General features: G+C 66.1%; 23 protein-coding genes and 1 pseudogene. 11 read left to right on the plus strand and 13 right to left on the minus strand.

The genetic code is table 11. The features are described from left to right. Positions 1–5 precede the first annotated feature (5 nt). Positions 6–785 carry a trans-aconitate 2-methyltransferase gene (locus BLQ10_RS10690; RefSeq protein ID WP_091561665.1) on the minus strand — a complete coding sequence of 260 codons (780 nt, stop codon included), beginning with the start codon at positions 783–785 and terminating at the stop codon, positions 6–8. A gap of 142 nt (positions 786–927) precedes the next feature. Between BLQ10_RS10690 and BLQ10_RS10695 the strand changes: the two genes are divergently transcribed. From BLQ10_RS10695 to BLQ10_RS10705, 3 genes are read left to right on the plus strand one after another with little or no spacing between them, the layout of a single operon-like run. Next, entirely contained in the window at positions 928–3,474 is a 2,547-nt protein-coding gene (locus BLQ10_RS10695) for a DEAD/DEAH box helicase (protein ID WP_091561668.1), read from the plus strand. 49 nt (positions 3,475–3,523) lie between these two features. After that, positions 3,524–4,060 (plus strand): GNAT family N-acetyltransferase, encoded by a 537-nt coding sequence (locus BLQ10_RS10700; protein ID WP_091561670.1) that lies wholly within the window; start codon positions 3,524–3,526, stop codon positions 4,058–4,060. Positions 4,061–4,079: 19 nt separating this feature from the next. Continuing rightward, positions 4,080–5,438, plus strand: a complete 1,359-nt coding sequence (locus BLQ10_RS10705; RefSeq protein ID WP_091562025.1) for an alpha/beta fold hydrolase — start codon at positions 4,080–4,082, stop codon at positions 5,436–5,438. 146 nt (positions 5,439–5,584) lie between these two features. Here the strand turns inward: BLQ10_RS10705 and BLQ10_RS10710 are convergent, their stop codons facing one another. Beyond that, a complete protein-coding gene (locus BLQ10_RS10710) occupies positions 5,585–6,415 on the minus strand; it encodes a VOC family protein (RefSeq protein WP_091561673.1) in 831 nt (276 codons plus the stop codon). Positions 6,416–6,627: 212 nt separating this feature from the next. Here BLQ10_RS10710 and BLQ10_RS10715 point away from each other — a divergent pair, with 212 nt between their 5' ends. Then, complete coding sequence (locus BLQ10_RS10715; RefSeq protein ID WP_091561676.1) at positions 6,628–7,521, plus strand: aminoglycoside phosphotransferase family protein; 894 nt, start codon at positions 6,628–6,630, stop codon at positions 7,519–7,521. A 112-nt stretch (positions 7,522–7,633) separates the two neighbouring features. Beyond that, a complete protein-coding gene (locus BLQ10_RS10720) occupies positions 7,634–8,980 on the plus strand; it encodes an MFS transporter (protein WP_254785510.1) in 1,347 nt (448 codons plus the stop codon). Between the two features lie 658 nt (positions 8,981–9,638). Here the strand turns inward: BLQ10_RS10720 and BLQ10_RS22735 are convergent. The 7 genes and pseudogenes from BLQ10_RS22735 to BLQ10_RS10750 form a co-directional block, all read right to left on the minus strand. Beyond that, positions 9,639–9,734 carry a carboxymuconolactone decarboxylase family protein gene (locus tag BLQ10_RS22735; RefSeq protein WP_368086512.1) on the minus strand — a complete coding sequence of 32 codons (96 nt, stop codon included), beginning with the start codon at positions 9,732–9,734 and terminating at the stop codon, positions 9,639–9,641. A 95-nt stretch (positions 9,735–9,829) separates the two neighbouring features. Beyond that, positions 9,830–11,257: pseudogene (locus tag BLQ10_RS10725) on the minus strand (Na+/H+ antiporter); the annotation flags it as partial. A 61-nt stretch (positions 11,258–11,318) separates the two neighbouring features. Then, a complete protein-coding gene (locus BLQ10_RS10730) occupies positions 11,319–11,681 on the minus strand; it encodes a nuclear transport factor 2 family protein (RefSeq protein ID WP_091561683.1) in 363 nt (120 codons plus the stop codon). Then, a complete protein-coding gene (locus BLQ10_RS10735; protein ID WP_091561686.1) occupies positions 11,678–12,703 on the minus strand; it encodes an aldo/keto reductase in 1,026 nt (341 codons plus the stop codon). The genes BLQ10_RS10730 and BLQ10_RS10735 overlap by 4 nt, the downstream gene beginning before the upstream one ends. A gap of 21 nt (positions 12,704–12,724) precedes the next feature. Continuing rightward, positions 12,725–13,606: an aldo/keto reductase gene (locus BLQ10_RS10740; protein ID WP_091562028.1), complete on the minus strand. Its 882-nt coding sequence runs from the start codon at positions 13,604–13,606 to the stop codon at positions 12,725–12,727. A gap of 130 nt (positions 13,607–13,736) precedes the next feature. After that, a complete protein-coding gene (locus BLQ10_RS10745) occupies positions 13,737–14,732 on the minus strand; it encodes an aldo/keto reductase (RefSeq protein ID WP_091561688.1) in 996 nt (331 codons plus the stop codon). 122 nt (positions 14,733–14,854) lie between these two features. Next, positions 14,855–16,315 (minus strand): MFS transporter, encoded by a 1,461-nt coding sequence (locus tag BLQ10_RS10750; RefSeq protein ID WP_254785511.1) that lies wholly within the window; start codon positions 16,313–16,315, stop codon positions 14,855–14,857. Positions 16,316–16,408: 93 nt separating this feature from the next. Between BLQ10_RS10750 and BLQ10_RS10755 the strand changes: the two genes are divergently transcribed. From BLQ10_RS10755 to BLQ10_RS10765, 3 genes are all read left to right on the plus strand, one after another. Then, complete coding sequence (locus tag BLQ10_RS10755; protein ID WP_091561691.1) at positions 16,409–17,290, plus strand: helix-turn-helix transcriptional regulator; 882 nt, start codon at positions 16,409–16,411, stop codon at positions 17,288–17,290. After that, positions 17,287–18,063: an SDR family oxidoreductase gene (locus tag BLQ10_RS10760; RefSeq protein WP_091561695.1), complete on the plus strand. Its 777-nt coding sequence runs from the start codon at positions 17,287–17,289 to the stop codon at positions 18,061–18,063. The genes BLQ10_RS10755 and BLQ10_RS10760 overlap by 4 nt, the downstream gene beginning before the upstream one ends. A gap of 171 nt (positions 18,064–18,234) precedes the next feature. Next, positions 18,235–18,510, plus strand: coding sequence for a hypothetical protein (locus tag BLQ10_RS10765; RefSeq protein WP_091561698.1), 276 nt, complete (start codon positions 18,235–18,237; stop codon positions 18,508–18,510). Between the two features lie 162 nt (positions 18,511–18,672). On the opposite strand, the gene BLQ10_RS22350 is transcribed toward BLQ10_RS10765, so the two are convergent. After that, positions 18,673–18,825, minus strand: coding sequence for a hypothetical protein (locus BLQ10_RS22350; RefSeq protein ID WP_175558571.1), 153 nt, complete (start codon positions 18,823–18,825; stop codon positions 18,673–18,675). 291 nt (positions 18,826–19,116) lie between these two features. On the opposite strand from BLQ10_RS22350, the gene BLQ10_RS10770 reads away from it, so the two are divergent. After that, positions 19,117–19,608, plus strand: coding sequence for a GNAT family N-acetyltransferase (locus BLQ10_RS10770; RefSeq protein WP_091561702.1), 492 nt, complete (start codon positions 19,117–19,119; stop codon positions 19,606–19,608). 120 nt (positions 19,609–19,728) lie between these two features. Here the strand turns inward: BLQ10_RS10770 and BLQ10_RS10775 are convergent, their stop codons facing one another. The 3 genes from BLQ10_RS10775 to coaE form a co-directional block, all read right to left on the minus strand. After that, positions 19,729–20,757, minus strand: coding sequence for a TerC family protein (locus BLQ10_RS10775; RefSeq protein WP_091561707.1), 1,029 nt, complete (start codon positions 20,755–20,757; stop codon positions 19,729–19,731). Between the two features lie 162 nt (positions 20,758–20,919). Then, positions 20,920–23,001 (minus strand): excinuclease ABC subunit UvrB, encoded by a 2,082-nt coding sequence (gene uvrB / locus BLQ10_RS10780; RefSeq protein ID WP_091561711.1) that lies wholly within the window; start codon positions 22,999–23,001, stop codon positions 20,920–20,922. A 40-nt stretch (positions 23,002–23,041) separates the two neighbouring features. Then, on the minus strand, positions 23,042–24,355 hold the full coding sequence (gene coaE / locus BLQ10_RS10785) for a dephospho-CoA kinase (RefSeq protein WP_091561714.1): 1,314 nt from the start codon (positions 24,353–24,355) through the stop codon (positions 23,042–23,044). Between the two features lie 22 nt (positions 24,356–24,377). Between coaE and BLQ10_RS10790 the strand changes: the two genes are divergently transcribed. After that, entirely contained in the window at positions 24,378–25,079 is a 702-nt protein-coding gene (locus tag BLQ10_RS10790) for an IMPACT family protein (protein ID WP_091561717.1), read from the plus strand. After that, the coding region (locus BLQ10_RS22355; RefSeq protein WP_175558572.1) for a GNAT family N-acetyltransferase at positions 25,063–25,526 on the plus strand (464 nt) is incomplete at its 3' end. The genes BLQ10_RS10790 and BLQ10_RS22355, both read left to right, overlap by 17 nt.

Raw genomic sequence — 25,526 nt, forward strand, 5'->3', positions numbered from 1 at the left:
GCCGCTCACCCGGTTTTTTGCGCCACCGCGAACGTGCGGCGGAACGGGAAGACGGTCCCGTGCCGGCCCGCGGGATACGCATTGTCCAGCCGCGCCGAATATTCGGCCTCGAACTCCCTGGCCTCGTCCTCGGGGAGGGCCGCGAGGACCGGTCTGAGTCCAGTGCCCCGGACCCACTCCAAAACGGGGTGGGCGCCAGGGAGCAGCTGAAGGTAGGTGGTCTCCCAGGCGTCGGCGGCGCAACCGGCGTCGAGCATGATCTCCAGGTATTCCGCCGCCTCCCCCACCACGTCCTCGTGCCGCAGGACCCCCGCGAGCCGGCCCGCCCAGGCCGGGGACTCGGCCAGTTCCCGCATCAGACTATGGGACGGGGCGTTGAAGTTCCCCGGCACCTGAAGCGCGAACCAGGCACCCGGCTTGAGGGCATCGAGCCACGCGGGGAGCAGCTTTCGGTGGCCGGGCACCCACTGCAATGCGGCGTTGGTGACCACCACGTCTGTGTCTCCGGACGGCAGCCAGTGCGCGATGTCGGCCAGTTCGTAGGAGAGATTGGCCGCCGCGGCGGCGTAGTCCTTTGAGGTGGCCAGCATTTCCGGCGAAGTATCCAGGCCCACCACCTGGGCGCCCGGCCACCGGTCCGCGAGCGTCGCGGTCAGGTTGCCGGGACCGCATCCGAGATCCACGACGTGCCGCGGGGCTTCGGCATGAATCCGCCCCGTCAGGTCAAAAAATGGCCTGTCCCGGTAGTCCCCGAACTGCACGTATTTCTCGGGATCCCACTTCATGGCGCCTCCAGTTCCCGGCATGTCGTCCTAACCGAAGCCTAGCCCCGCCCCGTAGGCCAGCCAAGGAGGCACCCGTTCGCCGCGTGCGGCGCAGGCTCCCGCCGGTGCCGCACGCACTACGCGGGCACTAAGCTGGACAGCAATGAAACTCGTTGATCAGCTCCCCGCCCCGGCCGCCCGAGTCCCCGGCAGGACGGCCCTGGACCCGGACGAGCTCTACACCCGGTTTGTCGAGTGGACCGAGACCCGCGGCCTTGCACTCTACACCGCCCAGGATGAGGCCATCATGGAGCTGGCGGCCGGTTCCAACGTCATCCTGGCCACGCCGACCGGATCCGGGAAATCCCTTGTGGCCATCGCCGCGCACTTCCAGGCCATGGCCCGCGGGCAGCGCAGCTACTACACCGCCCCGATCAAGGCCCTCGTCTCGGAAAAGTTTTTCGCGCTCTGCGAGATCTTCGGTGCCGACAACGTCGGCATGATCACCGGCGACTCCGGCGTCAACCAGGATGCCCCGATCATCTGCTGCACCGCCGAAATCCTGGCCAACATCGCGCTGCGTGAAGGTTCGGAGGCCCAACTTGGGGCCGTCATCATGGACGAGTTCCACTTCTACTCGGACCCGCAGCGCGGCTGGGCCTGGCAGGTGCCGTTGCTTGAACTGCCCCAGGCGCAGTTCCTGCTGATGTCAGCGACTCTCGGCGATGTCAGCCGTTTCGAGGACGGGCTCCGCGAACTGACGGGCCGCGCGACGACGACCGTCAGTTCCGCGGAACGTCCCATTCCGCTGCACTACTACTACGAGCAGACCCCGGTCCACGAGACCCTTGAGGAGCTGCTCGCCACCAAGCAGGTCCCGGTCTACGTGGTCCACTTCAGCCAGGTCGAAGCGATCGACCGGGCCCAGAACCTGATGAGCATCAACGTCTGCACCCGCGAGGAAAAAGACAAGATTGCCGAGCTCATCGCCGGGTTCCGCTTCGCCGCGGGCTTTGGCAAAACCCTCAACCGGCTGGTCCGGCACGGCATCGGCGTCCACCATGCCGGGATGCTGCCGAAGTACCGCCGGCTGGTCGAACAGCTTGCCCAGGCCGGCCTGCTGAAGGTCATCTGCGGCACGGACACCCTCGGGGTGGGCATCAACGTGCCCATCCGCACCGTGCTGCTCACGGCCCTGAGCAAGTACGACGGTGTCCGCACCCGGCTGCTGAACTCCCGCGAATTCCACCAGATCGCCGGACGCGCCGGACGCGCCGGCTATGACACCGCCGGAACCGTGGTGGTCCAGGCCCCGGAGCACGTGACCGAAAACGTGAAGGCGATGGCCAAGGCCACGGCCAAGTTCGGCGACGACCAGAAGAAGCTGCGCCAGGTGGTCAAGAAGAAGCCCCCGGAGGGTTTCGTGTCTTGGGGTGAACCGACGTACAAGCGGCTGGTCGAGTCTGTTCCGGATCCCCTCACATCGAGTTTCACCGTGACGCACGCGATGCTGATGAACCTCATGGAACGCCCCGGCGACCCGTTCCAGGCCGGCCGCCGCCTGCTCACCGAAAACCACGAGACCCGTCCGGCCCAATTGCGGCTCATGAAGAAGGCCCTCGGAATCTACCGCGAACTGCTCGCTGCCGGCGTCGTGGAGCGGATCCCGCCGGCAGAGCAGGGAGCCGACGGCCGCACGGTCCGGCTCACCGTCCACCTGCAGGCCAACTTTGCCCTCAACCAGCCCCTGTCCCCGTTCGCCCTCGCCGCGTTGGAACTGCTGGACCCGGAGTCCCCGTCGTACGCCCTGGACGTTGTGTCCGTGATCGAGGCGACCCTGGAGAAGCCGCGCCAGATCCTGTCGGCACAGCAGAAGAAGGCGCGCGGCGAAGCCATCGCGGCGATGAAGGCCGACGGCATCGAGTACGACCAGAGGATGGCGATGCTCGAGGAGGTCACCTACCCGCAGCCGCTCGCGGAGATCCTCGGCGAGGCCTTCGATGTCTACCGCAAGGCCGCGCCGTGGGTCGGCGACTTCGAGCTCGCGCCCAAGTCAGTGGTCCGGGACATGTACGAGCGCGCCATGAACTTCGGCGAATTCGTCCAGTTCTACGGCCTGGCCCGCTCGGAGGGGATCGTGCTGCGCTACCTCGCCGACGGTTTCAAGGCGCTCCGCCAAACGGTCCCGCAGGATGCCCTCCGGGAGGACCTCGAGGACCTCATCGCGTGGCTGGGCGAACTGGTCCGCCAGGTGGACTCCAGCCTGCTCGATGAATGGGAGGAACTAACGTCCGGCGCTGCGCCCACACCGCACGACGCTCCCCCGCCCCCGCCGCCGTCGCTGACCTCCAACATCCGGGCCTTCCGGGTGATGGTGCGCAACGAGATGTTCCGCCGGGTGGAGCTGTTCGCCGATGAGGCCGCCAGCGACTTGGGCGAGCTCGACGCCGGTTCCGGCTGGGACGCGGAGCGCTGGGAGGATGCCCTGGATGACTACTTCGACGAACACAACGACATCGGCACCGGCCCGGACGCCCGCGGCCCCGGGCTGCTGATCATCACCGAGGAACCCGGCGTATGGAAGGTCCGGCAGATCTTCGATGACCCGGCCCGCCACCACGACTGGGGCATCTCCGCCGAGGTCGATCTGGCGGCCTCGGACGAGTCCGGGACCGCCGTCGTCCGCGTCACGGACGTCAACCGGCTCTAGCGGGCGGCGCCGGCCCGGGGACGGTTCGCGCCGCGGGTAAACTCGAATAATGAGTGTAATCCGGCCTGCCGCACCGCATGACGTCCCTGCCATCCTGCAGATGATCCACGACCTCGCCCTCTACGAGAAGGAACCGGACGCCGTCCGGAACACCCCCGAGCTGCTCGCCGAAGTCCTCTTCGGCGAGAATCCGAGGGTCTTCGCCACCATGGCGGAGAACGCGGCCGGCGAGGTGCGGGGCTTCGCCCTCTGGTTCCTGAACTACTCCACGTGGGAAGGCGTCCACGGGATCTACTTGGAGGACCTCTACGTCAGGCCGGACGCCCGCGGCGAGGGCCACGGCAAAGCACTCCTGCAGCACCTGGCCGCGACCGCCGTGGACCGCGGCTACGCGCGCGTCGAATGGAGTGTCCTGGACTGGAACGAGCCCTCCATCAACTTCTACAAGAACCTTGGCGCTGCGCCGATGGAGGAATGGTCCACCTTCCGCCTCGCCGGCGCTGCGCTGGAGGCTTTCGGCGCTCCCCGGCCAGTTTCCGGCGCCGGTTCCTCCGCCGACACCCGCGAGGCGGCCGCCCGTGGCTGATCTTCCGCTGACGGGGCTCATGGGCGCCTCCCTCCTGGAGACTGCGTCCAGCGGCCGGCACAAAGTCCGGCACAGCGTCCGGGCACGCCACTCCTACCGCGGAATGCGGACCGCTGAACACTACTTCCAGGTCCCTTTGGACCACTTCAGCGAGGCGGGGCGCCGAGGTGAGACCATCTCGGTGTTCGCTCGCGAGTACGTGTCCACGGAGCACAGCGAGGAAGAGGCCGCCGAGCTCCCCTGGCTGCTCTTTCTGCAGGGCGGTCCCGGCGGGCGCGGCAACCGGTTCCCGTCCCTGGGCGGCTGGAGCAAGGCCGCCGCGAGGGACTTCCGGATCCTCATGCTTGACCAGCGCGGCACCGGCCTGTCCTCGGCCGTGGACCGCAAGACACTGCCTCTGCGCGGCACCGACGTGGAACAGGCCCACTACCTGACGCACTTCCGCGCCGACTCGATCGTCGCCGACGCCGAGGCCATCCGGGCGGCCCTCGGCTCCACCCCGTGGACCATCTACGGCCAGAGCTACGGCGGATTCTGCGCGCTCAGCTACCTGTCCTTCGCCCCCGAGGGGCTGCGCGAAGTGCTCGTGACCGGCGGCCTGGCCCCGCTGGGCGGCTCCGCGGACCGCGTGTACCGCGCGACGTTTCAGCGGGTCGCGGCCCGGAACGCCGAATACTTCGACTGGTACCCCGAGGACCGGGCCGCCATCTCCCGGATCGCCAGGCACCTGCGGGACACGGAGGAGTTCCTGCCCGACGGCGGCCGGCTCACCGTGGAACGGTTCCAGATGGTGGGCTCGTTCCTGGGCGGCAACACCCGGGTGGACGCGCTGCACCACCTGCTCGAAGACGCTTTCGTGGCCACACCCGACGGCGACCGCCTCTCGGACGCCTTCCTGGAACAGGTCCGGGGCCTCGTTTCCCGGGCAGCCAACCCCTTGTACGCGCTGATGCACGAGTCCATTTACGGCCAGGACGGCGCCACCAACTGGGCCGCCTGGCGCGTGCTGAAGGAATTCCCGGAGTTCCGCCCCGACGCCGGCGAACCGCTCCTGACAGGGGAAATGGTGTACCCCTGGTACTTCGAGCAGGACCCGGCCCTGCGCCCGCTGCAGGACGTGGCCCGGCTCCTCGCCGAAAAGGACGACTGGGCCCCGCTCTACGATCCGGAGCAGCTGGCGCTGAACACCGTGCCCGTCGCCGCGGCCGTCTACACCGACGACATCTACGTGGACCGTGAGCTATCCCTGGAAACAGCGGCCGCCGTCCGGGGCCTGCACGTGTGGGAGTCCGACGAGTTCCACCACGACGGGATCGCGGACGACGGCGAGGCGATCTTCGGCCGCCTGCTCGGAATGGCCCGCTCCGCCCGACGCTGACCGGGCAGCGGCGCACCTTTCCCTGCTGCCGAGTTCGGACGGGCGGCTGGGCCGTCCGTTCCAGGGCCGCCAGCTGGGGCCACCCCCACGCGGCCGCGCACATCCTCGCGATGACGCCGATTCACCGTCTCAGGCGAAGGATCGGCTCAGCCCGACGGGGGCGTGAACTGGCTGGCGGTGAACTCGGCTCCCTGGGGGTCGCGGATAAACGCCGTCCGCGTCCACTCGGTGTCACTTTGGCTAAGGACTTGGGCGCCGAGCCGTTTGGCGTCAACCATCGTCTGGTCCCGGTCGGCCACGGTGAACGAGACATGCCAGCCCGGCGGTTCGTCGGGGGCGGTGGTCGCGATCCAAGCGATCGCATCCGCGAAGCCGGGTGTGGCGCCCACCCCTGACTGCCGCGCCCTGATGCCCGGGTCGACGGTCGCCTCAAGATGGTCACCATAACCGGGCCTGCGGATCAACATCGCGAAGCCGAGGTCCTCGACCTGCCAGCCGAACGCGTCCTCGTAGAACGCAATCGCGGCGCTGGGGTTGGGCGGCGTGTGGAGATCACTGAAATTCCAGGCCCCAGGCTGATTGGCCACCTGTGCCCCTAATCGTCGCCGAGCCTGCCAGATGCGGAACTCGGCGCCCTCCGGGTCGGTCAGCGCCGCGCTGCGTCCGCCCTCTCCCGCATCGGCAGGTGCCGATCGCACCGCAGCGCCGGCAGCGACCAGTCGCTGCGTTGCGACATCCGCGTCTTCGACGGATATGTAGGTGCTCCATAACGCGGCACTCTCCCGGGTGCTGGCCATCCCGCCGACGTCCTGGCCGTCGAGCTTGGCTATCAAGTAGCGGCCCGGTGCTCCCGGCGGCATGGCGTCCTCGAACGTCCAGCCGAAGATTCCGGCGTAGAACTCAGAGGCCGCCTCAACGTCAGGCTGCTCGGTGTCAATCCAACATGGGACGCCCTGCGGGTAGGTCCGTTGGGTCATGTCTCGCTCCCGTCCATGCGCAAAGCCTAACGGGCCAAGTTCCGGCCGGGTACCCCTCCTGTGATCGGTGTTTGGCACGGCGCCGTTGACTCTCCAGGTGTAACTCGTCCGCTTGGGCGCAATCCAAGGCCGGATTCAATGGTTCGGGTCAATCGGGATGCCTGGCCGGGGCGCCTTCGCAACAGCGGCGCCGCAGCACCTAACATCGGCTCATGACCCAGGTTGCGTTGCCTATTGCTGCCCGTGACCGACTTCTCGATCGATTCGGTCCCGCGGCGGCTGCCTGGATCGACGACTTCGGAGCGCTTGTTGGAGAACTGTGTCAGAAGTGGGCGCTCGAGCCTCAGGCTGTCCACGCGGGCGGAACGGGCGCCGTTGTCGAGTGCGTTTCGGACACGGGAGGAGCCCGGTACGCACTCAAGCTCTCACCCGACAGCACGGTCACGGAGCAAGAGGCGGCTGCGCTGACGTACTGGACGGACGCCCCCACCGTCGTCGACCTGGTGGATGCGGATGCCACTCGTAGTGCGATCCTGCTCGAATGGCTACCCGAGTCCTCCGAATTGACAGCCGATGCATCGGGCATCCCGGATGTTGCCGGCCTCATCGGCGACCTCTACCTACCGCGCGGGACACTGCCCGCTGATGTTCCCCGTGCCCGTGAGCGCGTGGAGTTCGTGTTCGAGTTGTGGGATCGACGCAGGCGTACTCTCCGGGAATCCCCGATCGATGCGGCAGTTTGGCGCCGGTGTCGCGAGGCTGCGTTGGATCTGGCAAATGAAGGGGATTCACTTCTTCACGGCGATCTTCATCCCGGCAACATTCTGCGGACGGGCAACGGCAACCGAATTGTCGCGATCGATCCTCGCCCGTGCATCGGCGATCCAGCGATGGACCTCACCGACCTCGCCATGACTGGAGCGGGTAGCGAAGCCGCCATCCGCCGTCGGTGCCGTCAACTCGCTGATATTGCTGATCCAATCGACGCCGACCGGCTGTGGCTTTGGTGCTGCAACTTCGCCCCGATCATGGCGGTCTCGCTCGTCCGGGGTTCCGCGAGGACCGGGAACGTCACCCTCATGCGCACCCTCGCCAACACCCCCTAGCGAGCGCCAAACACCCATCAGCTAATCAGTGGCCATTACGACTGCGGCCGTGCAGCTACCAGTGCTCTACGTCACGCTAGGCTCTATGCCTACGAGATGATTGGGGGGAAACATGGGAATCTCTGCCGACGGCTCGTCTGCAATGGAGCCGGAGCTTCGTCGCCATCGGGCATTCATCAGATTCTGGTTGGCCTCGACAGTGTCCGATTTCGGCACCTATATAACTACCTTGGCTTTTTCTGTTCTGATTTTGGTGACGATGAACGGCACACCGTTGGACCAGGGTCTGGTCAATGCTGCCAGGTGGACCCCATATCTACTTTTCGGGCTGGTTGCCGGAGTCTGGATTGACCGGTTCCCCCGCCGAACGGTGCTCATCGGCGGAGACGTCGGCCGTGGCCTGATCCTCGCGGGCGTGTGCGTGACGGCGATCACGGGGACTATCTCGGTTACGGCTTTGTTGATCCTGATGTTCGTATTTGGAACCCTCGCGCTGACCAGCGACGCCGCGTATCAGAGCTTCCTCCCCCAACTGGTCCCCAGATCCTTACTGACCAAGGCGAACGCCCGACTCCAGCAAAGCGATACCGTGGCCCAAACTACGGGAAGCGCCGTAGCCGGTGGTCTTGTCGCATTGGTGACAGCCCCTGTGGCTCTTCTTGTGGATGCCGTCTCGTATTTTTTCTCGGCAGCCGTTCTCCTTACCCTGGAACGGCCATCCGACCAGGCGTCAGTTCGAAGCAAACAAAGACTTCATCGAAAGGTCGCGGAGGGTCTGCGGTGGGTTTACGGCCATTCCCATCTGGCGCCCTTGGCGTGGAGTACCCACATATGGTTCATCGGTTCCGCCATCCTCGGTGCTGTCTTGCCGACTGTTATTCTGAATGACCTTCGTTTGGGTGCCTTGGGGTTGGGTTTGGTGATGGGGTGTTCCGGAATCGGGGCCGTCGTCGGCACCACACTGTCCACCCGGCTGGGGCACCGATGGGGTACGGGCAACGCCATGGTTGCGGCGCGTCTGGCCCAACCCTTTGCTATCGCTTTGGTGGCGTTGGCGCCCCTCGCCGCCGGCGGGGAACGCAGTGGAGAGATTTACGGTTCTCCGCTGCACTGGCCGGGAGAGTTGTGGGCTGCGTTTGCTCTGGCCGGCTTCGGGCAGCTGCTATTCGGCATGGCCATGGGAGTCGAAGGGCCACTGGAAATGGGCTACCAGCAGGCTGTTACGCCGGACAGGCTCATAGCACGCATGAGTGCCACGAGGCGTTCGCTGAACCGAGGAATGATCGTCATCGGAGCCCCCTTGGGCGGCGTCATAGCCACCGTCGCAGGTACCGATACGGCGCTCTGGGCCGCCGCCGCCTTCCTCCTCCTGGCCTCCCTCGTGCTTCTGTTCTCGAGGTTCAAAGACGCGCGGATAGAAGTCCAACAACTTTCCGACGAAGAAGCACTCATTCCATAGGCGGTGGCCATCTGCTCCAACAGCGCCCCGCCGGCCGATAGAGCAGCGCAACAGCCAGCCGGAGCGGTTCTCTCCGCAAGACCTAGGGTCACCCTAGCTGGCAGTAATGACGGACGCCAGACGAGGTGAATCTCAGAGATATTTGGCACGTTTTTCGCAGCGCTATTTGGCGTCCCCGTGGTCCGCGGCCCGGTATTGATCAGCGTGCGGTGTGAGACGCACCGACGCGTGTCTGCGAGATTCCCCGATAAGTCGCGGCCGGCTACGTCATCGTCTACTACGGGGTCAAAGAGGCACGATCCGCCCTGGCCCACTGACACATCCCGGCAGAGCCGCGCCGTAAAGTCCGCCCGCTGACAGAAACCACGTCAAATTTAGTTGACGAGGCCTCCCTTGGGGCACCGGCGGACCGTACGAGCGACTAGGCATCAGCCAGCGGAGCCCTGCACGCGCGGGATCCTCGACGCCCTCCTCATCGGCCACTCAGCCCTACGCTAACCGCGTCACGTGCCTCAGCAATGACACTCATGGTGAACGGCCGCTACGGCCATCGTTGGTCGCCCTCCTGGGGAACTGCGATCGGGTTAAGCCAAACATCGACCCCACTGAGCCGGCCGGTTTGATGGTCGGCACAGTGGGGTCGAGGTCCCTGATTTCCCTACTTGTTGTCTGTGAAGACTTTCTTGGCGACATCCATCGCAGACATGCCCTTGGGCCAGCCGGCGTGGAGCGTGACATGGGTGATGGCTTCGATGAGTTCCTCCTGGGTAACACCGTTTTGAAGGGCGCGGCCGAGAGCCCCAGGAGTGCTTCACGTTTCCTGTCGAGCAGGGCCTGGCGGAGCGTTGTTTCCTCCTGACGTGATTGTGTGGTGGCCTCCGGATCGGAGCCACCTCTTAGTGCCTGCATCGCCGACAAATGGGATCGATACTCGTCTGCTATGCGGCCGTGGACGTCTGCGTTGATCCTAAGTTCGTGGGCGAGTTCGTCAACGGCGGTGACTGCCGCGGAAGAGATGGCCAGTTCGGCCAGGCGGAGTTCTTCTTCCTCGGCCTCATCGGGAAGCTTGGCCCAGCGGACTACCGTGGGCAGCAGAGGTCCTTGGACGAGCATGGTCAGTACGATCACGCCGGCACTGATGAAGATGATGTCGTCGCGTCCGGGGAGGGGGGTGCCGTCTTTGAGCGCCGATGGCACGGACAGTGCGATCGCGAGGGAGACGGCTCCGCGGAAGCCGACAATGGAGCTGACGATCCGGGCCCGGTAGCTCATTCTGCGCTGGCGTTGGGAGGGGCGCCGGTCCAGGATCCGGATGACAGCGATGCTGAATGTCTGGAACACGAACCGGATGATGATGAGCACCAGCCACACGGCAACTGTGGACAGCAGAAGCCTCCCCACATCGCGGGCGTCGATTTCGTGCGTGGCGGCCTGTACCTGAAGGCCGATGAGGACGAACAGGGCGCCGTTAAGGAGGTAGGAGCCCAGAGGCCATGCAGACTCCGTCTGGCGCCGTGATGCTGCGGTGCTGATCCGGCTGGAGGTGAAGGAGATGATCAACCCGGCGGCGACAACGGCCAGCACTCCCGAGGCTTTGATGGCTTCGGCGAGCAGGAAAGCAGCGAACGGGGTGATCAGCAGGCCGATGTTGATGATGAGCGGGTCGCGTACCCGGACCAGGAGCAGGTAGGCCGCGCCTGCGACGAGGATGCCGGCTGCGGCCCCTCCCAGATAGGAGAGGGCGAACAGGCCCGCGATGTTGATGGGCGTGTAGCTGCCACCAAGTGTCGCGCCAACGGCGATGGCGTACAGCACAAGCGCTGTGCCGTCATTGGTCAGGCTCTCGGCCTTGAGCAACATGAAGTTCCGGCGCGGCAGCATCCTTCCGAGGGCCGCGACCGCCGTCGCGTCCGGAGGGGCCAGGGCCGCGCCGAGGATGAGGGCAGTGTTCCACGGCAGACCCAGGAGGTGCGCCACGCCTGCCACGGCGAGAGCGGAGGCAATCACCAGCAGCGTGCTGAGCAAGACGATGCCGCGCAGGTCCCGCCGGATCGACCGCAGCGAGGTGGTCAGGCTCTCCCAGAACAGCATGACCGGCAGGAAGATCAACAGGACCGTTTCCGGCGGAAGCTCGATTTGCCGCAGCTGCGGAACGAAGCCAAGGAGGAGGCCGAAGACCAGGAGCAGCAAGGGTGCGGCGACACGAACGCGGGGAGCCAGGATCGCGCCCGCGAGCACGGCCAGACCCAGGAGTACGACCGTTTCCAGGCCCTCCATGACATCTCCTACCGATCTGTGTGTTCTGTTTGCACCCGGAGGCTAGGCCGTTTTCCGGGAGTCACCATGTTGATGCGACGGTGCGCGCTATGACCCACTCGTCTCCGTGGGACTCGAACCAGGAACGCAACGTCAGTCGCCAGGTGGCCCTCGCTCCCCAGATCGTGGCCTCGGTGAGCGTGCGGGCGGTCAACCTGGGCACGGTCCCCTCCCGGCTGACAATCGCCTCAACTGTTTTCATCCGGTGGTACTGCATCTGGCCGGTTTCGATGGCATCCAACCATTCCGCCTTCGCCTGCACGTATCCGGTCATGTGCGTGAGCGTGAAATCGTCGGCGAGGATGCTGTCCAGCTCTGCCGCGTCCCCGGCCACCATCGCCCCGCACAGGGCATCATGGAGCGCTTTGATCGCCGCGCCGGTCACGACTGTTTCCGCCGTCGTGCCTGCGCTGCGAGTTCGTAGGCTCCGTAGCTGTTGTCGTCGGGGTTGACCGTCACCCCGGGCGCGACGAGCTGGTCGATGCGGTCCAGCACATCGGTGGATAAGCTGATGTCGGCCGCCGGCAGGTAGGACTCAAGCTGATCCATTGTGCGGGGCCCGACGATCGCCGCCGTGACGCCGGGGTGGTTTATTACGAACGCGATCGCCAGCTCTATAAGGCTCAGTCCCGCCTGTTCGGCAAGCAGCGCGAGTTCCTCGACGACGTCGAGCTTGCGCTGGTTGGCCGGGCTGGTCATGTCGAACCGGGCGTTCGGGCGGGCGCTTGAGACCGGCGCGGACGCTGCGTCTTTCCGCCAGCGCCCGGAGAGCCAGCCGCCGCTGAGCGGGCTGTAGGTCAGGGTGCCCATCCCGTGGCGTTGCACCGCAGGAAGGACGTCTTCCTCGATGCCTCGAACCAGGATCGAGTACGGCGGCTGCTCGGTGACGAACCGCTCCAGGTTGCGGTCCCGGGACGCCCACTGGGCTTCCACGATCTGCGATCCGGAGTACGACGAGGAGCCGATGTAACGCACCTTGCCCTGGCGGACGAGGTCGGTGAGGGCGCCGAGGGTCTCCTCCACATCGGTGTCCGGGCTGGGCCGGTGGACCTGGTAGAGGTCGATGTAGTCGGTATTCAGACGGCGTAGGGAGTTCTCCACCTCGCGCATGATCCAGCGACGGGACCCACCGCGCTGGTTCGGGTCCTCACTCATGGGCATGAAGAACTTCGTGGCGAGGAACACGTCGTCGCGGCGGCCCTTCAGCGCCTGCCCGACAATCTCCTCGGACACCCCGCCCGAGTAGACGTCGGCGGTGTCGACGAAGTTGATCCCTGCGTCAAGGGCGCGGTGGATGATACGGGTGGCGTCGTCGCGGTTGTCGTTGCCCCAGGGGCCGAACATCATCGCGCCCAGACACAAGGGACTGACCTCTACACCGGTGCGGCCAAGGGGACGGTATTCCATACTGGTTCCTTCTCTTCAGTCTCAGGCTTCGGGGATGGCCAGCGAGAAGCGCTCCAGGCGGGCCTCGTCCGGGTCGGGTCCGTTGCGCACGCCGGTGTCGAGCGTGTCGATGCCGGCGATCTCGTCGGCACTGAGTTCGAAGTCGAAGACGTCGAAGTTCTCGGCGATGCGGGCCGGGTTCGTTGACTTAGGGATCGCTGAGCGGCCCTGCTGCAGGTGCCAGCGCAGCATCACCTGGGCGGGGCTCTTGCCGTGGGCGTGCGCGACGGCGGCGATCGCGGGGTCTTCCATCACGTTCCTGCGGTCCTCGCCCCAGCCCGGGTAGAAGGTGATACCGCCGATCGGCGACCAGGCCTGGGTGAGGATGCCGTTCTCGGCATCGGCTGCCTGGACGGCCGGCTGGGTGAAGAAGGGATGCAGCTCGATCTGGTTCACGGCCGGGACGACGTCGGTCGCGGCGAGCAGCTGCTCCAGGTGGTGCGGCATGAAGTTGCTGACGCCGATCGCCCGCACGCGCCCGTCGGTGAGGAGGGTCTCCAGCGCCTTGTACGCCGCGATGGTTTTCTCGAAGCGGTCCGGTGCCGGCTGGTGCAGGATAAGCAGGTCGAGGTAGTCGACGCCGAGCTTGCCGACCGCCTTCTCCCAGGCGTGCAGCGTCTCGTCGTAGCCGTAGTCGCTCACCCAGACCTTGGTCTCGATGAACACGTCCGAACGATCGAGGCCGGACCTGCGCACCCCGTCGCCGACCTCCCGCTCGTTGCCATACGCGGCAGCGGTGTCGATGTGCCGGTAGCCGGTGGCCAGCGCGGCTTCGACCGCCGCCGTCGTCTGCTCCGGTGCGCTTTGGAAGACGCCCAGGCCGAGTGCGGGCATCGTGACGCCGTTGTTGAGAGTAAGTTCCATGTTCATGCCTTTCACGGTATTCAGATCTGCGGGGATGAGGGAGGGCACGTTACTACCCCCCCTCTTCCCGGCCACGGGGCAGCGCCCCGCGAGGGGTGCCACCGTTGGCCGGGACACCGTGGTCTGCTGGTCAGCAGTCGCGGTCAATCGCGGCGTCGAGGCCGGCCGAGAGCGGTGCGCCAACGAGATCGAGGGCGGCGAGGGCTTCGTCGATTTGCCGCAGGTCGTGTGCGGTGAGTTCGAGGTCGGCCGCCGGAAGGTTGTCATCAAGATGCGCGAGGCGGGTGCCGCCGGGGATCGGCACGACCCACGGCTTCTGCGCCAGCAGCCAGGCGAGTGCGATCTGCGCCGGGGAAGCGCCCTTCTCGGCGCCGAAACGCTTGAGGAAGTCGACAAGGGCGAAGTTCGCCTCGAGCGCCTCCGGGGTGAAGCGCGGAAAGTCGGCGCGGAGGTCATCCGGGTTGTCGAACCGCATGTCCCGGGTGATGCCGCCGGTAAGGAATCCCTGCCCGAGCGGACCCCAGGCGACCAGTCCGATCCCGAGTTCCTCGCAGACCCCGAACTTCTTGGTTTCCGGCTCCCGCATCCACAGTGAGTAGTGGTCCTGGATGACGGCGATGGGTTGGACGGCGTGGGCGCGGCGGATGCTTGTTTCGCTCGCCTCCGACAGGCCGAAGTGACGCACCTTGCCCTCGGCGATGAGCTCCTTGACTGCGCCCGCGACGTCCTCCATCGGGACGGCGGGGTCGACCCGGTGCTGATACAGCACGTCGATGTGGTCGGTTCGCAGCCGGCGCAGCGAGGCGTCGACGACGTCCCGGATGTGTGCGGGCCGGCTGTTGAGTCCGACCGTTTCGCCGTTGGCGTTGATGTCGAACCCGAACTTGGTGGCCATCAGAACGTCGTCGCGGATCGGCTGAAGCGCTTCGCCGACGAGCTCCTCGTTGACGTAGGGCCCGTAGCCCTCTGCGGTGTCGAACAGGGTGACGCCGCGTTCGGCGGCGGTCCGGATTACGGCAAGTGCTTCGGTCCGGTCGGTAGCGGGGCCAAGGCCGAAGCTCAGACCCATGCAGCCGAGGCCGATGGCCGATGTTTCGAGGCCGTCGCCGAGCTTGCGTGTTTTCATTGCATTTTTCCTTTGTGTTGTTGAACGCTTGGGTTGATGGGGGAATGAAGGCTTGTCCTTCAGGAGCAGAGAAAGTGGATAAGCGCTGTCCGTAGAACCTTGGGACATCGGGGCTCCAAGGTTCAGCGGGCCGGCTCGGTCTCCGGTGCGGGCACGGCCGTCTGTGTTTTCCTGGTTTGCCGGGCCGCGAGATCTGCGGGCAGGATGAGGGCCGTTGTGATGACCAGGGCCAGAAGCAGAAGAACACTGCCCGTCGTGAGTGCGGCGCTGACCTGCGCGGCCAGGTGCGTAGCGGCGGTACCCGCCTCCGGGACGGTTGCTGCGGCGGCGACCGCGATGCCAAGTCCGAGGCAGGTACCGACCTGGTGGAAGGTGTTCACCAGGCCCGATGCCGCGCCGGCGTCGGCCGCGGGGGCGCCGATGATGCCGAAGGAGGTCAGTGGCGCAAACGCGAGACCTTGGCCCGCGCCAATGAGGACCATCGGCAGGGCCACCCCGGTCAGATAGCCGGAATCGACGCTGACCTGGCTGAGCCAAAACATCCCGGCAAGGGTGATCAGGATCCCGGCCACGAGTGGGATCGAACCCGGCATCCTGCCCAGGAGCCGCGGGATGCTCATCGCCACGGCGAAGTTGACTGCCGTCATGGGCAGGAATCCCATGCCTGCCTGCAGCGGGTCGAAGCCAAGTACTTCCTGCAGGAACTGCGTGGTGAAGAAGAAGAATGCGATCATCGCGCCCAGATACAGGAAGCGCGCTACATAGGCCCCGGTGCGGCGGCGGCTCGCGAACAGCCGCAGCGGCATGATCGGCTGGGCCGCTCTGCGCTCGATCAGCACAAACACGGCCAAGAGCACGACGCCGGCCGTAACGGTTGTGGCGGTGACCGGTGAGGCCCATCCCGCCTCGACGGTGTTGATGATGCCGAACACGAGCGCGCCGACACCCAGTGTGGCGCTGAGCGCCCCGAAGAGATCAAAGCGGCCGCGGGCCCGGCCGGACTCCGGGAGGAACCGCGGAGCCAGTGCGATCATCGCAGCGCCGATGGGAACGTTGACGAAGAACCCGGCCCGCCAGGAGATCCAGTGCGCCAGCGCCCCGCCGATGACCAGGCCCAGGCTGGCACCGATCCCTGCGGTCGCGCCGTACAACGCCACGGCCCGGGTGCGCTCACGGCCCTCCGGGAAGCTCGCCGTCAGCAACGACAGGGACGCGGGTGCCACGATCGCCGCCCCGATCCCCTGAACGGCGCGGCCGGCGATCGCCCACCAGCCCGCCGGTGCCAGGCCGATCAGCAGCGACGCGATCGAGAACACCACCAGCCCGAACACGAAGACCCGCCGCCGGCCCAGCAGATCACCTGCCCGGGCGCCCAAAAGCAACAGGCCGCCGAAAACCAGGGTGTACGCATCCTGGACCCACGAGAGTTCCCCGGTGCTCAGCTGCAGGTCTGCCTGCAGGCTGGGCAACGCGGTGAAGATGACCGAGTTGTCCAGCAGGATCATGAAGTAGCTGACGAGGATGATGGCCAGGATCGCTGCCGGGTGGGCAGCAGTTGTGGGCGCAGGTTTCATGCTTTCCATGCAACCCTGATTCCTTAGGGGCCGGGAGTCACTGTTGTTCCGGGTAACGCCAGACCCTCCCTCGCTCCAGTGCCCCGGCGTAGCGTGGACGCCATGACACACAGCGACGACGTGCGGAACTTCCTCAGCTCCCGCCGTGCAAGGATCACCCCCGAGGAAGCCGGGCTGCCCGTCTACGGCGGCAACCGCCGCGTTACCGGGCTGCGCCGCGAGGAAGTCGCGATGCTCGCAGGGATGAGCATCGATTACTACATCCGCCTTGAGCGCGGAAACCTCTCCGGCGCCTCGGACAGCGTCCTCGAAGCCCTCGGACGCGCCCTTAAGCTTGACGACGCCGAAACGGCCCACCTTTTCGACCTGGCCCGCGCCGCGACCGCCTCGCCCCGGGTCCGGCGCAAACGCAGCCCGCAGACCGTGCGGCCGAGTGTGCAGCGCGTCATCGATGCCATCACAACGGCGCCGGCCTGGGTCCGCAACGACCGCGGGGATGTCCTCGCCGCCAACGAGCTGGGCCGGGCACTTTATCTGGACATGATGGCAGAGGGGGCCGCTCCGCCGAACAGCGCACGGTTTACCTTCCTGAACCCGAAAGCGCGGGAGTTTTTCGTCGACTGGGAGCGAGCTGCGGACGACGTCGTGGCTGTCCTGCGGTCCGCCGCCGGGAAGAACCCCTACGACAAAGACCTCACGGACCTGGTCGGTGAACTTTCGACCCGTAGCGAGGAGTTCCGCACCCGGTGGGCCCGGCACGACGTGAAGTACCACCGCGCCGGCCGCAAGCGGCTCCACCACCCGATCGTGGGGGACATGGACCTGAGCTACGAAGCACTGGAACTTCCCGCCGACCCGGGACTGCGGATCAACGTGTACACAGCAGATCCCTCCACACCTTCAGAGGACGCACTGAAAGTCCTGGCCAGCTGGGTTGCCACCCAGCGCGAAACAACAGAAGCCGCCGTCAAGGAGAAGAAATGAACCCCCGTCCCTCCATCGTGCTGATCATTGGCGCCACCGGAAGCATCGGCCGCTATGCCATAGCCGAAGCGCTGCGCCAGGGTTACGCCGTCCGGGCGCTGGTCCGTGATCAGGCCCGGGCTGCCCGCGTCCTCCCTGACGGGGTGGACCTTGTCGTTGGTGACCTGACCCGTCCCAAAACCCTTGGCCCGGCCGTCGACGGCGTCGAGGCGATCGTGTTCACCCACGGGTCCACCACCAGTGAACGTGACGTCCGGGACAATGACTACGCCGGCGTCGCCAACGTCCTCAAGGCACTCGACGGCCGCCAGGTCCGGATCGCCCTCATGACTGCTATTGGTACCACCCGGCCCGGCGTCGCCTACGCGCAATGGAAGCTGCGCAGCGAACGGCTCGTTCGCGCCAGCGGCAACCCGTACACGATCGTCCGGCCCGGCTGGTTCGACTACAACCAACCCGATCAGCGCATGATCGTCATGCTCCAAGGCGACAAACGACAGGCCGGCTCACCGGCCGACGGCGTCATCGCCCGCGACGAAATCGCCCGCGTGCTCATCGACAGCCTGCAAAGCGACACCGCCGACCACAAAACCCTCGAACTCGTCGCCGACCACGGGACTGAGCAAGACGACCTCACAGCGGCCTTTGCTTCGCTCACGCCAGACTCAGGCGCATCTCTCGACGGGGCCGAAGACGACGTCGACCTCCCCGTCGACCATGAACCCGAAACCTTCCGCCGCGACCTGGCTGCAATCGCCGGCGCGGACCGCTAACCCTGCCCTGGTCACTCGAAGGGAACCGTTGGGCTGGGTTGGCAGGGCAGACGGCCGCCGAATCCGCCCCGTGACATTGGACTCTTATGCTGCTTTATAGGAATATCAGGGCCCATCGTGACCTTGTCAACAGAGGCTCCGACCACCGGGTGCCTCGTGAAAGGACCTCATTTGCCTACTTCCTTCATCCCGTTCACCATGTGCGCCACCATCCGTGACAACGATGGGCGCTCCTTCCGCACCGAGATAGAACGCCTCACATCCAGCCACCGCAGTTGGGCACCGTTGGACGTGGTCAAGTCCACCAACACCAAGGCACTCCTCCGGGGAGCGATTCCGCAAAGCGTTCACACCACCACGGACGCGGGTCTTGCCCGCTACCTCCAAGACCGCCTTGTCGCCGATAAAGACATGCACCTGGATCTCGTCGTCACCATCCAGCGGTAACAGAAATCCGGACAGCCCGGACCGTGCGAGTCCGCGGCTTTTCCGTGCAGCCCACAGCCCGTGCGCGCCGGCGTGCGGTGGACTGGCAAAGCCCCAATAAGCTTGGACGCTCCACACCATGCCACATAGCGCTGACATTTCGAGGCCCTTTGTCGCTGCAATTCACATCTTGTCCTGCTTGGATGTCGACAAATGGTCAAAACCCATCCGCCAGAAGTTTTGCACCAGACCAGATTCGCTAATGGTCGTTTTTGCTTGCTGTTCTACTTTGCCGGCTGACAGGAGGTCAAAGGTGCTGCGCTGCACGGACATCACGCCGAAGGAGCCATATCAGAGCGATTTCCTCATCCCGGGAGCTAGCAGCAGAGATGCGTCTAGGCATGTCGGCTGGCCTAGAAGATATGTCATCGCAACCATTGGCATTTTCCTCAAGCCCCGTCTCAGACTGGCCTAAACGGTCGTTATTAACTGCCGGCGGCAAGGGATAAAGAGGCGGACACCGTGAGCAGCGGGCCAAGTCTCGGGGTCACAGGCCGGGCCATCTCGGAAGTACTGGCTCGTTATCGGACCTGCCGAGGGGCTGGTGTGCAGCGATACAGTGATGCCATGCCTGAGTTGATCGCACCGACACGCCACCTGCGTACCTCGTGGCTGGAAGCAAACTCCGAGTGGGGCCCCGGTGTCCATGAGGATGGTTTCGGGCTGCTGGGGACTGACGAGGTCGATTCGCTGGCCGGGTTCGAGGCACTGTTGGCGCGGCTGGCAGATGAGCAAGGCCGTTGTACGTACCGGTGGGTCGCTGATGGCAACCACGTCCTGGGCGGGATCGCGTTGCGGCACGAGTCCCATGAACTGGTGGCGCGGGCCGGGCATATCGGTTTCGGCATCCGGCCCTCAGCGCGCCGCCGCGGGCTCGCCGCGTGGGCGTTGGGCCGGATGCTCGGCGAAGCGAAGGTGCTGGGCATGGACCGGGTGCTTGTCATGTGCGAGGCCGGGAACATTGCCTCCGCGAAAACGATCCAGAGCCAGGGCGGTACCCCGGCCGAACTCGGGAACGCCGCTGACGACGCCGCCTGGCGGTATTGGATCCAGCTCTAAACGCGCCCAGCAGCGTCGTTCCGGCCTCGCCGGCCAGCCTTTCGTCGGAGCCTCCGGGCCAGGGGGTATGGTGAGGTGCAGTCCGCCCGAATCTGCGGGCCGCAGCGCGGCGGGCCGCCGCTAGTCGACGTCGCTCAGGCTCTTGCGGGAGTCCTCTTCCAGCCGGGTGTCCAACTTGGATTTGGAGGCCTTGGAACTGATCAGGCTGGCGATCACGGCGATGATGATGGTGCCGATGATCACGGCGAGGGAGACGAAGGTCGGGATCTCCGGCGCCCACTCAATGTGCTGGCCCCCGTTGATGAAGGGCAGTTCGTTGACGTGCATGGCGTGCAGGACCAGCTTGACGCCGATGAACGCCAGGATGACCGACAGGGCGTGCTTGAGGTAGATGAGCCGGTTCATGAGGCCGCCAAGCAGGAAGTACAGCTGGCGCAGCCCCATGAGGGCGAAGATGTTTGCGGTGAAGACGATGAAGGCGCTCTGGGTGAGGCCGAAGATTGCCGGAATGGAGTCGACGGCAAAGAGCAGGTCGGTCATGCCGATGGTCACAAAGACGATCAGCATGGGGGTGAAGACCTTTTTGCCGCCCACCTCGGTGCGGAGCTTGCCGCCGTCGAACTTCTCGGACATCGGCAGGACCCGGCGGATCCGGGCGATCAGCGGGTTTTCCTTGTCTTCCTCGTCCTCGCCCTCGTCCTGGGCCTGCTTCCATGCGGTCCAGAGCAGGAAGGCGCCGAAGATGTAGAAGACCCAGCTGAACTGGTTGATGACGATCGCGCCGAGCATGATGAATATGCCGCGGAGGATGAGGGCGATGATGATGCCCACCATGAGCACTTCCTGCTGGTACTTACGGGGTACCGAGAAGCGCGCCATGATGATGATGAAGACGAACAGGTTATCGATGCTCAGGCTGTATTCCGTCACCCAGCCGGCGATGAACTGGCCGCCGAATTCCGGGCCGGTGAAGGCGAACATGGCGCCGGCGAAGACCAGTGCCAGGGCCACGTAGAACGCAACCCACAGCCCGGCTTCTTTCATGGAGGGTTCATGCGGGCGTTTGAGGACCATCAGCAGGTCGATGGCAAGAATGACGCCGAGGACGACAAACGAGCCGATCTCGAACCACAGGGGAAGTTCGGGCACGGGGAAATACCTTTCGTAGGGTACGACTCAGCGGTGTAAGTCTCTCCGACCGCCGGCGCTTGACGCTGCCTGGCTGCCCGCTACGCCCGGCGCGGCATCGTAGCCGTGCGTGTTGACGATCGTAGCGCTTGGGATACTCCCCTACGTTTGTCCGAGTTTACCCTAGGCGTGCCCCGCGGATTGCATTTGGCGCAGCTCCTTCTTCAATTCCCCCACCTCGTCGCGGAGCCGGGCGGCCAGCTCGAACTGCAGCTCGCCGGCTGCTGCGTGCATCTGTTCGGTCAGCTGTTCGATCAGGCCGACGAGGTCCTCTGCCGGCGCGGCCGCGAGCCCGTCCGCCCGGATGTGCGCGGAGCCCTTGCCTTTGCCGCGGTTCTTCCCGGCCGCGGCCAGCAGCTCGCGGGTGTCGGCATCTTCCTTGGCCAGCTGGTCGGTGATGTCCGCGATCTTCTTCCGGAGCGGCTGGGGATCGATCCCCTTCTCCGTGTTGTAAGCAACCTGGATGGCGCGGCGGCGGTTCGTCTCGTCGATGGCGTGGGCCATCGAGTCGGTGATCCGGTCCGCGTACATGTGCACCTGGCCGGACACGTTGCGGGCGGCACGCCCGATGGTCTGGATCAGGGACGTCGAGGAGCGCAGGAAGCCTTCCTTGTCCGCGTCCAGGATGCTGACCAGCGACACCTCCGGGAGGTCGAGGCCTTCACGGAGCAGGTTGATGCCGACGAGAACGTCGAAGACACCCATCCGCAGTTCGCGCAGGAGTTCCACGCGGCGCAGGGTGTCGACGTCGGAGTGCAGGTACTCCACCTTCACGCCATGGCCCAGCAGGTAGTCCGTGAGGTCCTCGGCCATCCGCTTGGTCAAGGTGGTGACCAGGACTCGCTCGTTCTTCGCGGTGCGGGTGCGGATTTCACCCAAGAGGTCATCGATCTGCCCCTTCGTGGGCTTGACGACGACCTCGGGGTCGATCAGGCCGGTGGGGCGGATGATCTGCTGGACGAAGCCGTCGGACTTGCCGAGCTCGTACTTGCCCGGGGTGGCTGAGAGGTAGACGGCCTGGCCCACACGGTCCTGGAACTCGTCCCACTTGAGCGGGCGGTTGTCCATCGCCGAGGGCAGCCTGAAGCCGTGGTCCACGAGGTTGCGCTTGCGGGACATGTCGCCCTCGTACATGGCGCCGATCTGCGGGACGGTGACGTGGGATTCATCGATCACCAGGAGGAAGTCGTCCGGGAAGTAATCGATGAGGCAGTGCGGCGCGGTCCCGCGGGCGCGGCCGTCAATGTGCGAGGAATAGTTCTCGATGCCGTTGCAGAACCCCATCTGCTGCATCATTTCCAGGTCATAGGTGGTGCGCATTCGGAGCCGTTGGGCCTCGACCAGCTTGTTCTGGCTTTCCAGCACCGCGAGACGCTCGGCGAGTTCGTCTTCGATTCTCTTGATCGCCCGGCCCATCCGTTCCGGACCGGCCACGTAGTGCGAGGCGGGGAAGACGTACATTTCGTTCTCGTCCCGGAGCACTTCGCCGGTCAACGGGTGAAGGGTCTGGATGTTCTCGATCTCATCCCCGAAGAACTCGATCCGGATTGCCAGCTCCTCGTACATCGGGATGATTTCCACGGTGTCGCCGCGCACCCGGAACGTGCCGCGGTGGAAGTCCATGTCGTTGCGGGTGTACTGCATGGAAACGAATTTCCGGAGCAGGTCATCGCGGTTCATCTCCGCGCCCCTGCGGAGGGTCACCATGCCGGCGATGTATTCTTCCGGGGTGCCCAGACCATAGATGCAGGAGACGGTAGCCACCACAATCACGTCGCGGCGGGTCAGCAGCGCGTTGGTGGCGGAGTGCCGGAGCCGTTCGACTTCCTCGTTGACAGAGGAGTCCTTCTCGATGAAGGTGTCCGTCTGGGCGACGTAGGCCTCGGGCTGGTAGTAGTCGTAGTAGGAGACGAAGTACTCCACCGCGTTGTTCGGCAGCAGTTCCCGGAATTCGTTGGCCAGCTGCGCGGCGAGGGTCTTGTTCTGCACCATCACCAGGGTGGGACGCTGGACCTGCTCGATCAGCCAGGCTGTGGTCGCGCTCTTACCGGTACCGGTGGCGCCGAGCAGCACGACGTCTTTTTCGCCGTTCTTGATGCGCTCGGTCAGTTCGGCGATGGCGGCCGGCTGGTCACCCGCCGGCTGGAACTCGCTGATGACCTCGAAGGGCGCCACGACGCGGTTGATTTGCTGGGCAAGACTCATGTACCTAATCTACCGCCGGGCTGCGACAGGATGTCCTGATTCAGCTTTGGGCAGTACCTGGGCCGACGGTGGCGCCGCCGGCGCCGCTGGCGGTGCCGATACCGCTGCCGGCCGCTCCCCCGTCGTCGGCCGCCCTCTCATCGTCGGAGTACGACGGCGGCTGCCATCCCGTGCGCTGCACCCACGCTTCCATCCGGGGCGCGGCGTAGTCGGTGAACCAGCCCTCCTTGTCGGCCGCATAGCCGGCGGTGGACTTGTCCGTCTCATGCAGCCCGGCTACCCGCTTCTTTTCGGCGACATAGTCCGTCCGGGCCCCGGCATCGGCGCGGAGCCAGTCGCGGAAGCACAGGGCGTACCGCCAGCCCGGGGAGCCGGCCGCGCGGAGGTGAAGATTCACCGGCCGTCCGGGATCGGTGTTGCCGTGCAACCGTTTACCCCAGTCGGTGGGGTCCGGGTGGGTGGGCTTGGGGTTGTCGGCGATGATGCCGGGCCAGCGCGGGAATCCCGCGTCGGCCAGCAGCGGCGCGATCCGGTCCGCGGCGTCGAGGTCGCGGACGCTCAGCTGGAGGTCGATCACATCTTTGGCGTCAAGGCCCGGGACGGCCGTGGACCCGATGTGGTCCACGGCCAGGAGATCCCGCGGGAGCGCGGTCTGCAGCCGGGCAATGAGCCGGCCGGCCTGGGCGGCCCAGGCCGGATCGGCCGGGGCGAGAACCGGTCCTCCCTTCCGCGGTGCAATCCTCTGTTCCTTGAGATTCAGCGCGAACGGCGCCAGCCGCTGCTCCCACAGCGCGTCCACGGCTCCCCGGAGTTGTTCCGGGGTGCCCGAGTTCTCCAGCATGACGTCCGCCGCCGCCAACCGGTCCTCGCGGCTCGCCTGGGCGCCCATCCGGGCGTGCGCCTCCTCGACGCTCATGTTGCGGTGTTCGGCCATGCGTTGGACCCGGACGTCGTCCGGGGCATCCACCACGACCACCAGGTGGAAGTTGTTCCCTTGTCCGGTTTCGACCAGCAGCGGGATGTCCTGGACCACGACGGCGCCGGCCGAGGCGGCGGCAACAATCGCTGCGGCGCGCTCCCGCACCAAGGGGTGGATGATCCCATTGAGCACGGCCAGTCGCTGCGGATCGCCGAAGACCTGGGCACCCAGCCGGGCCCGGTCCAGCCGGCCTTCCGGCGTCAGGATGGCAGCACCAAAGGCCTCGACCACCCCGGCCAGCCCGGGCGTACCTGGCTCCACGACCTCCCGGGCCAGCGCGTCGGCGTCGACAAGCACTGCGCCGAGTTCGCGCAGGCGCGCGCCAACCATGGACTTCCCCGAGGCGATCCCGCCGGTCAACCCGATCTTCAACACCTCACCAGACTAAACTGAACCGGTGGCAGATGCGGCGGAAACCCCCGAGAGCAGGACGGCCGTCTACACCACCCTCGCCGCGGGGTCAGAATTCCGCCGCGAAATCGAGGTCAAACGGTCCCGGTTCATCACCGTCCTGGCCCGCACGGCGGACGAGGACGCCGCCCGCGCCGCCCTGGGCCGCCTGCGCCGGGAATTCCATGACGCACGGCATCACTGCTTCGCCTTCGTGCTCGGCCCCGACCGGGACGTGCAGCGGTCCAACGACGACGGCGAGCCGTCCGGCACCGCGGGCCTCCCCATGCTTGAGGCGCTGCTGAAGCGGGAGACCGCGCCCGGCGTCGCCGACCTCAGCGACGTCGCCGCGATCGTCGTGCGCTATTTCGGCGGCATTCTCCTGGGTGCCGGCGGCCTGGTGCGCGCCTATTCCGAATCCGTGTCCGGGGCGCTGGAGCTTGCGCCTCTCATGCGGCGCCGCCGGCTGCGAATCTGCTCGGTGCCAGTGCAGCACGCCGTGGCCGGGCGGCTGGAGAACGATCTGCGCGCCGCGGGGTATGCCATGGCCGAAACCCGTTACGAGGCGCAGACTACTGTCCTGAGGCTGGCGCTGCCGGATGATCCGGAAGAACTGGCCCGTGCCGCGGACCGCGTGGCCGCCATGTCAGCCGGCCGCGCGTCGCTGGTGCCCGGAGAAACGGAGTGGATAGATGTCCCCATCAGCTGAGCCCGTGCCCGCGGTCGCGCTGCTTGACGTCAGCGAGGCCGTTCTCGAACTGCTCCTGGAACTCGCGCTCCGGGACGCCGACGCCGACGAGGTCACCCCGCCGCTGGGCACGACCCCCGGCTGGAACACCGATCGGATCAGCTGGTTCCGCGAATTCCACCGCGCCTCCGCAGCCGGTCTGGACGGTCCCGCGGGGCAGAAGAGCTGGGCCATCAGCTGCGACGGGCAACTGGCAGGGTCCGTCCGGCTGAGGCGGCCAGACACGGAGCCGCCAGAGGCGGTTGCTGGCGGGGCTGGGGCTACGGCTGATGCCGGTGCCGGAACTGGCGGCGGGGTCGGCACCGGGGCTACGGCTGATGCCGGTGCCGGAACTGGCGGCGGGGTCGGCACCGGGGCTACGGCTGATGCCGGTGCCGGGGCTGGCGCTGGGGCTACGGCTGATGCCGG

The sequence above is a fragment of the Arthrobacter sp. ok362 genome (assembly GCF_900102785.1).
GTDB lineage: Bacteria > Actinomycetota > Actinomycetes > Actinomycetales > Micrococcaceae > Arthrobacter.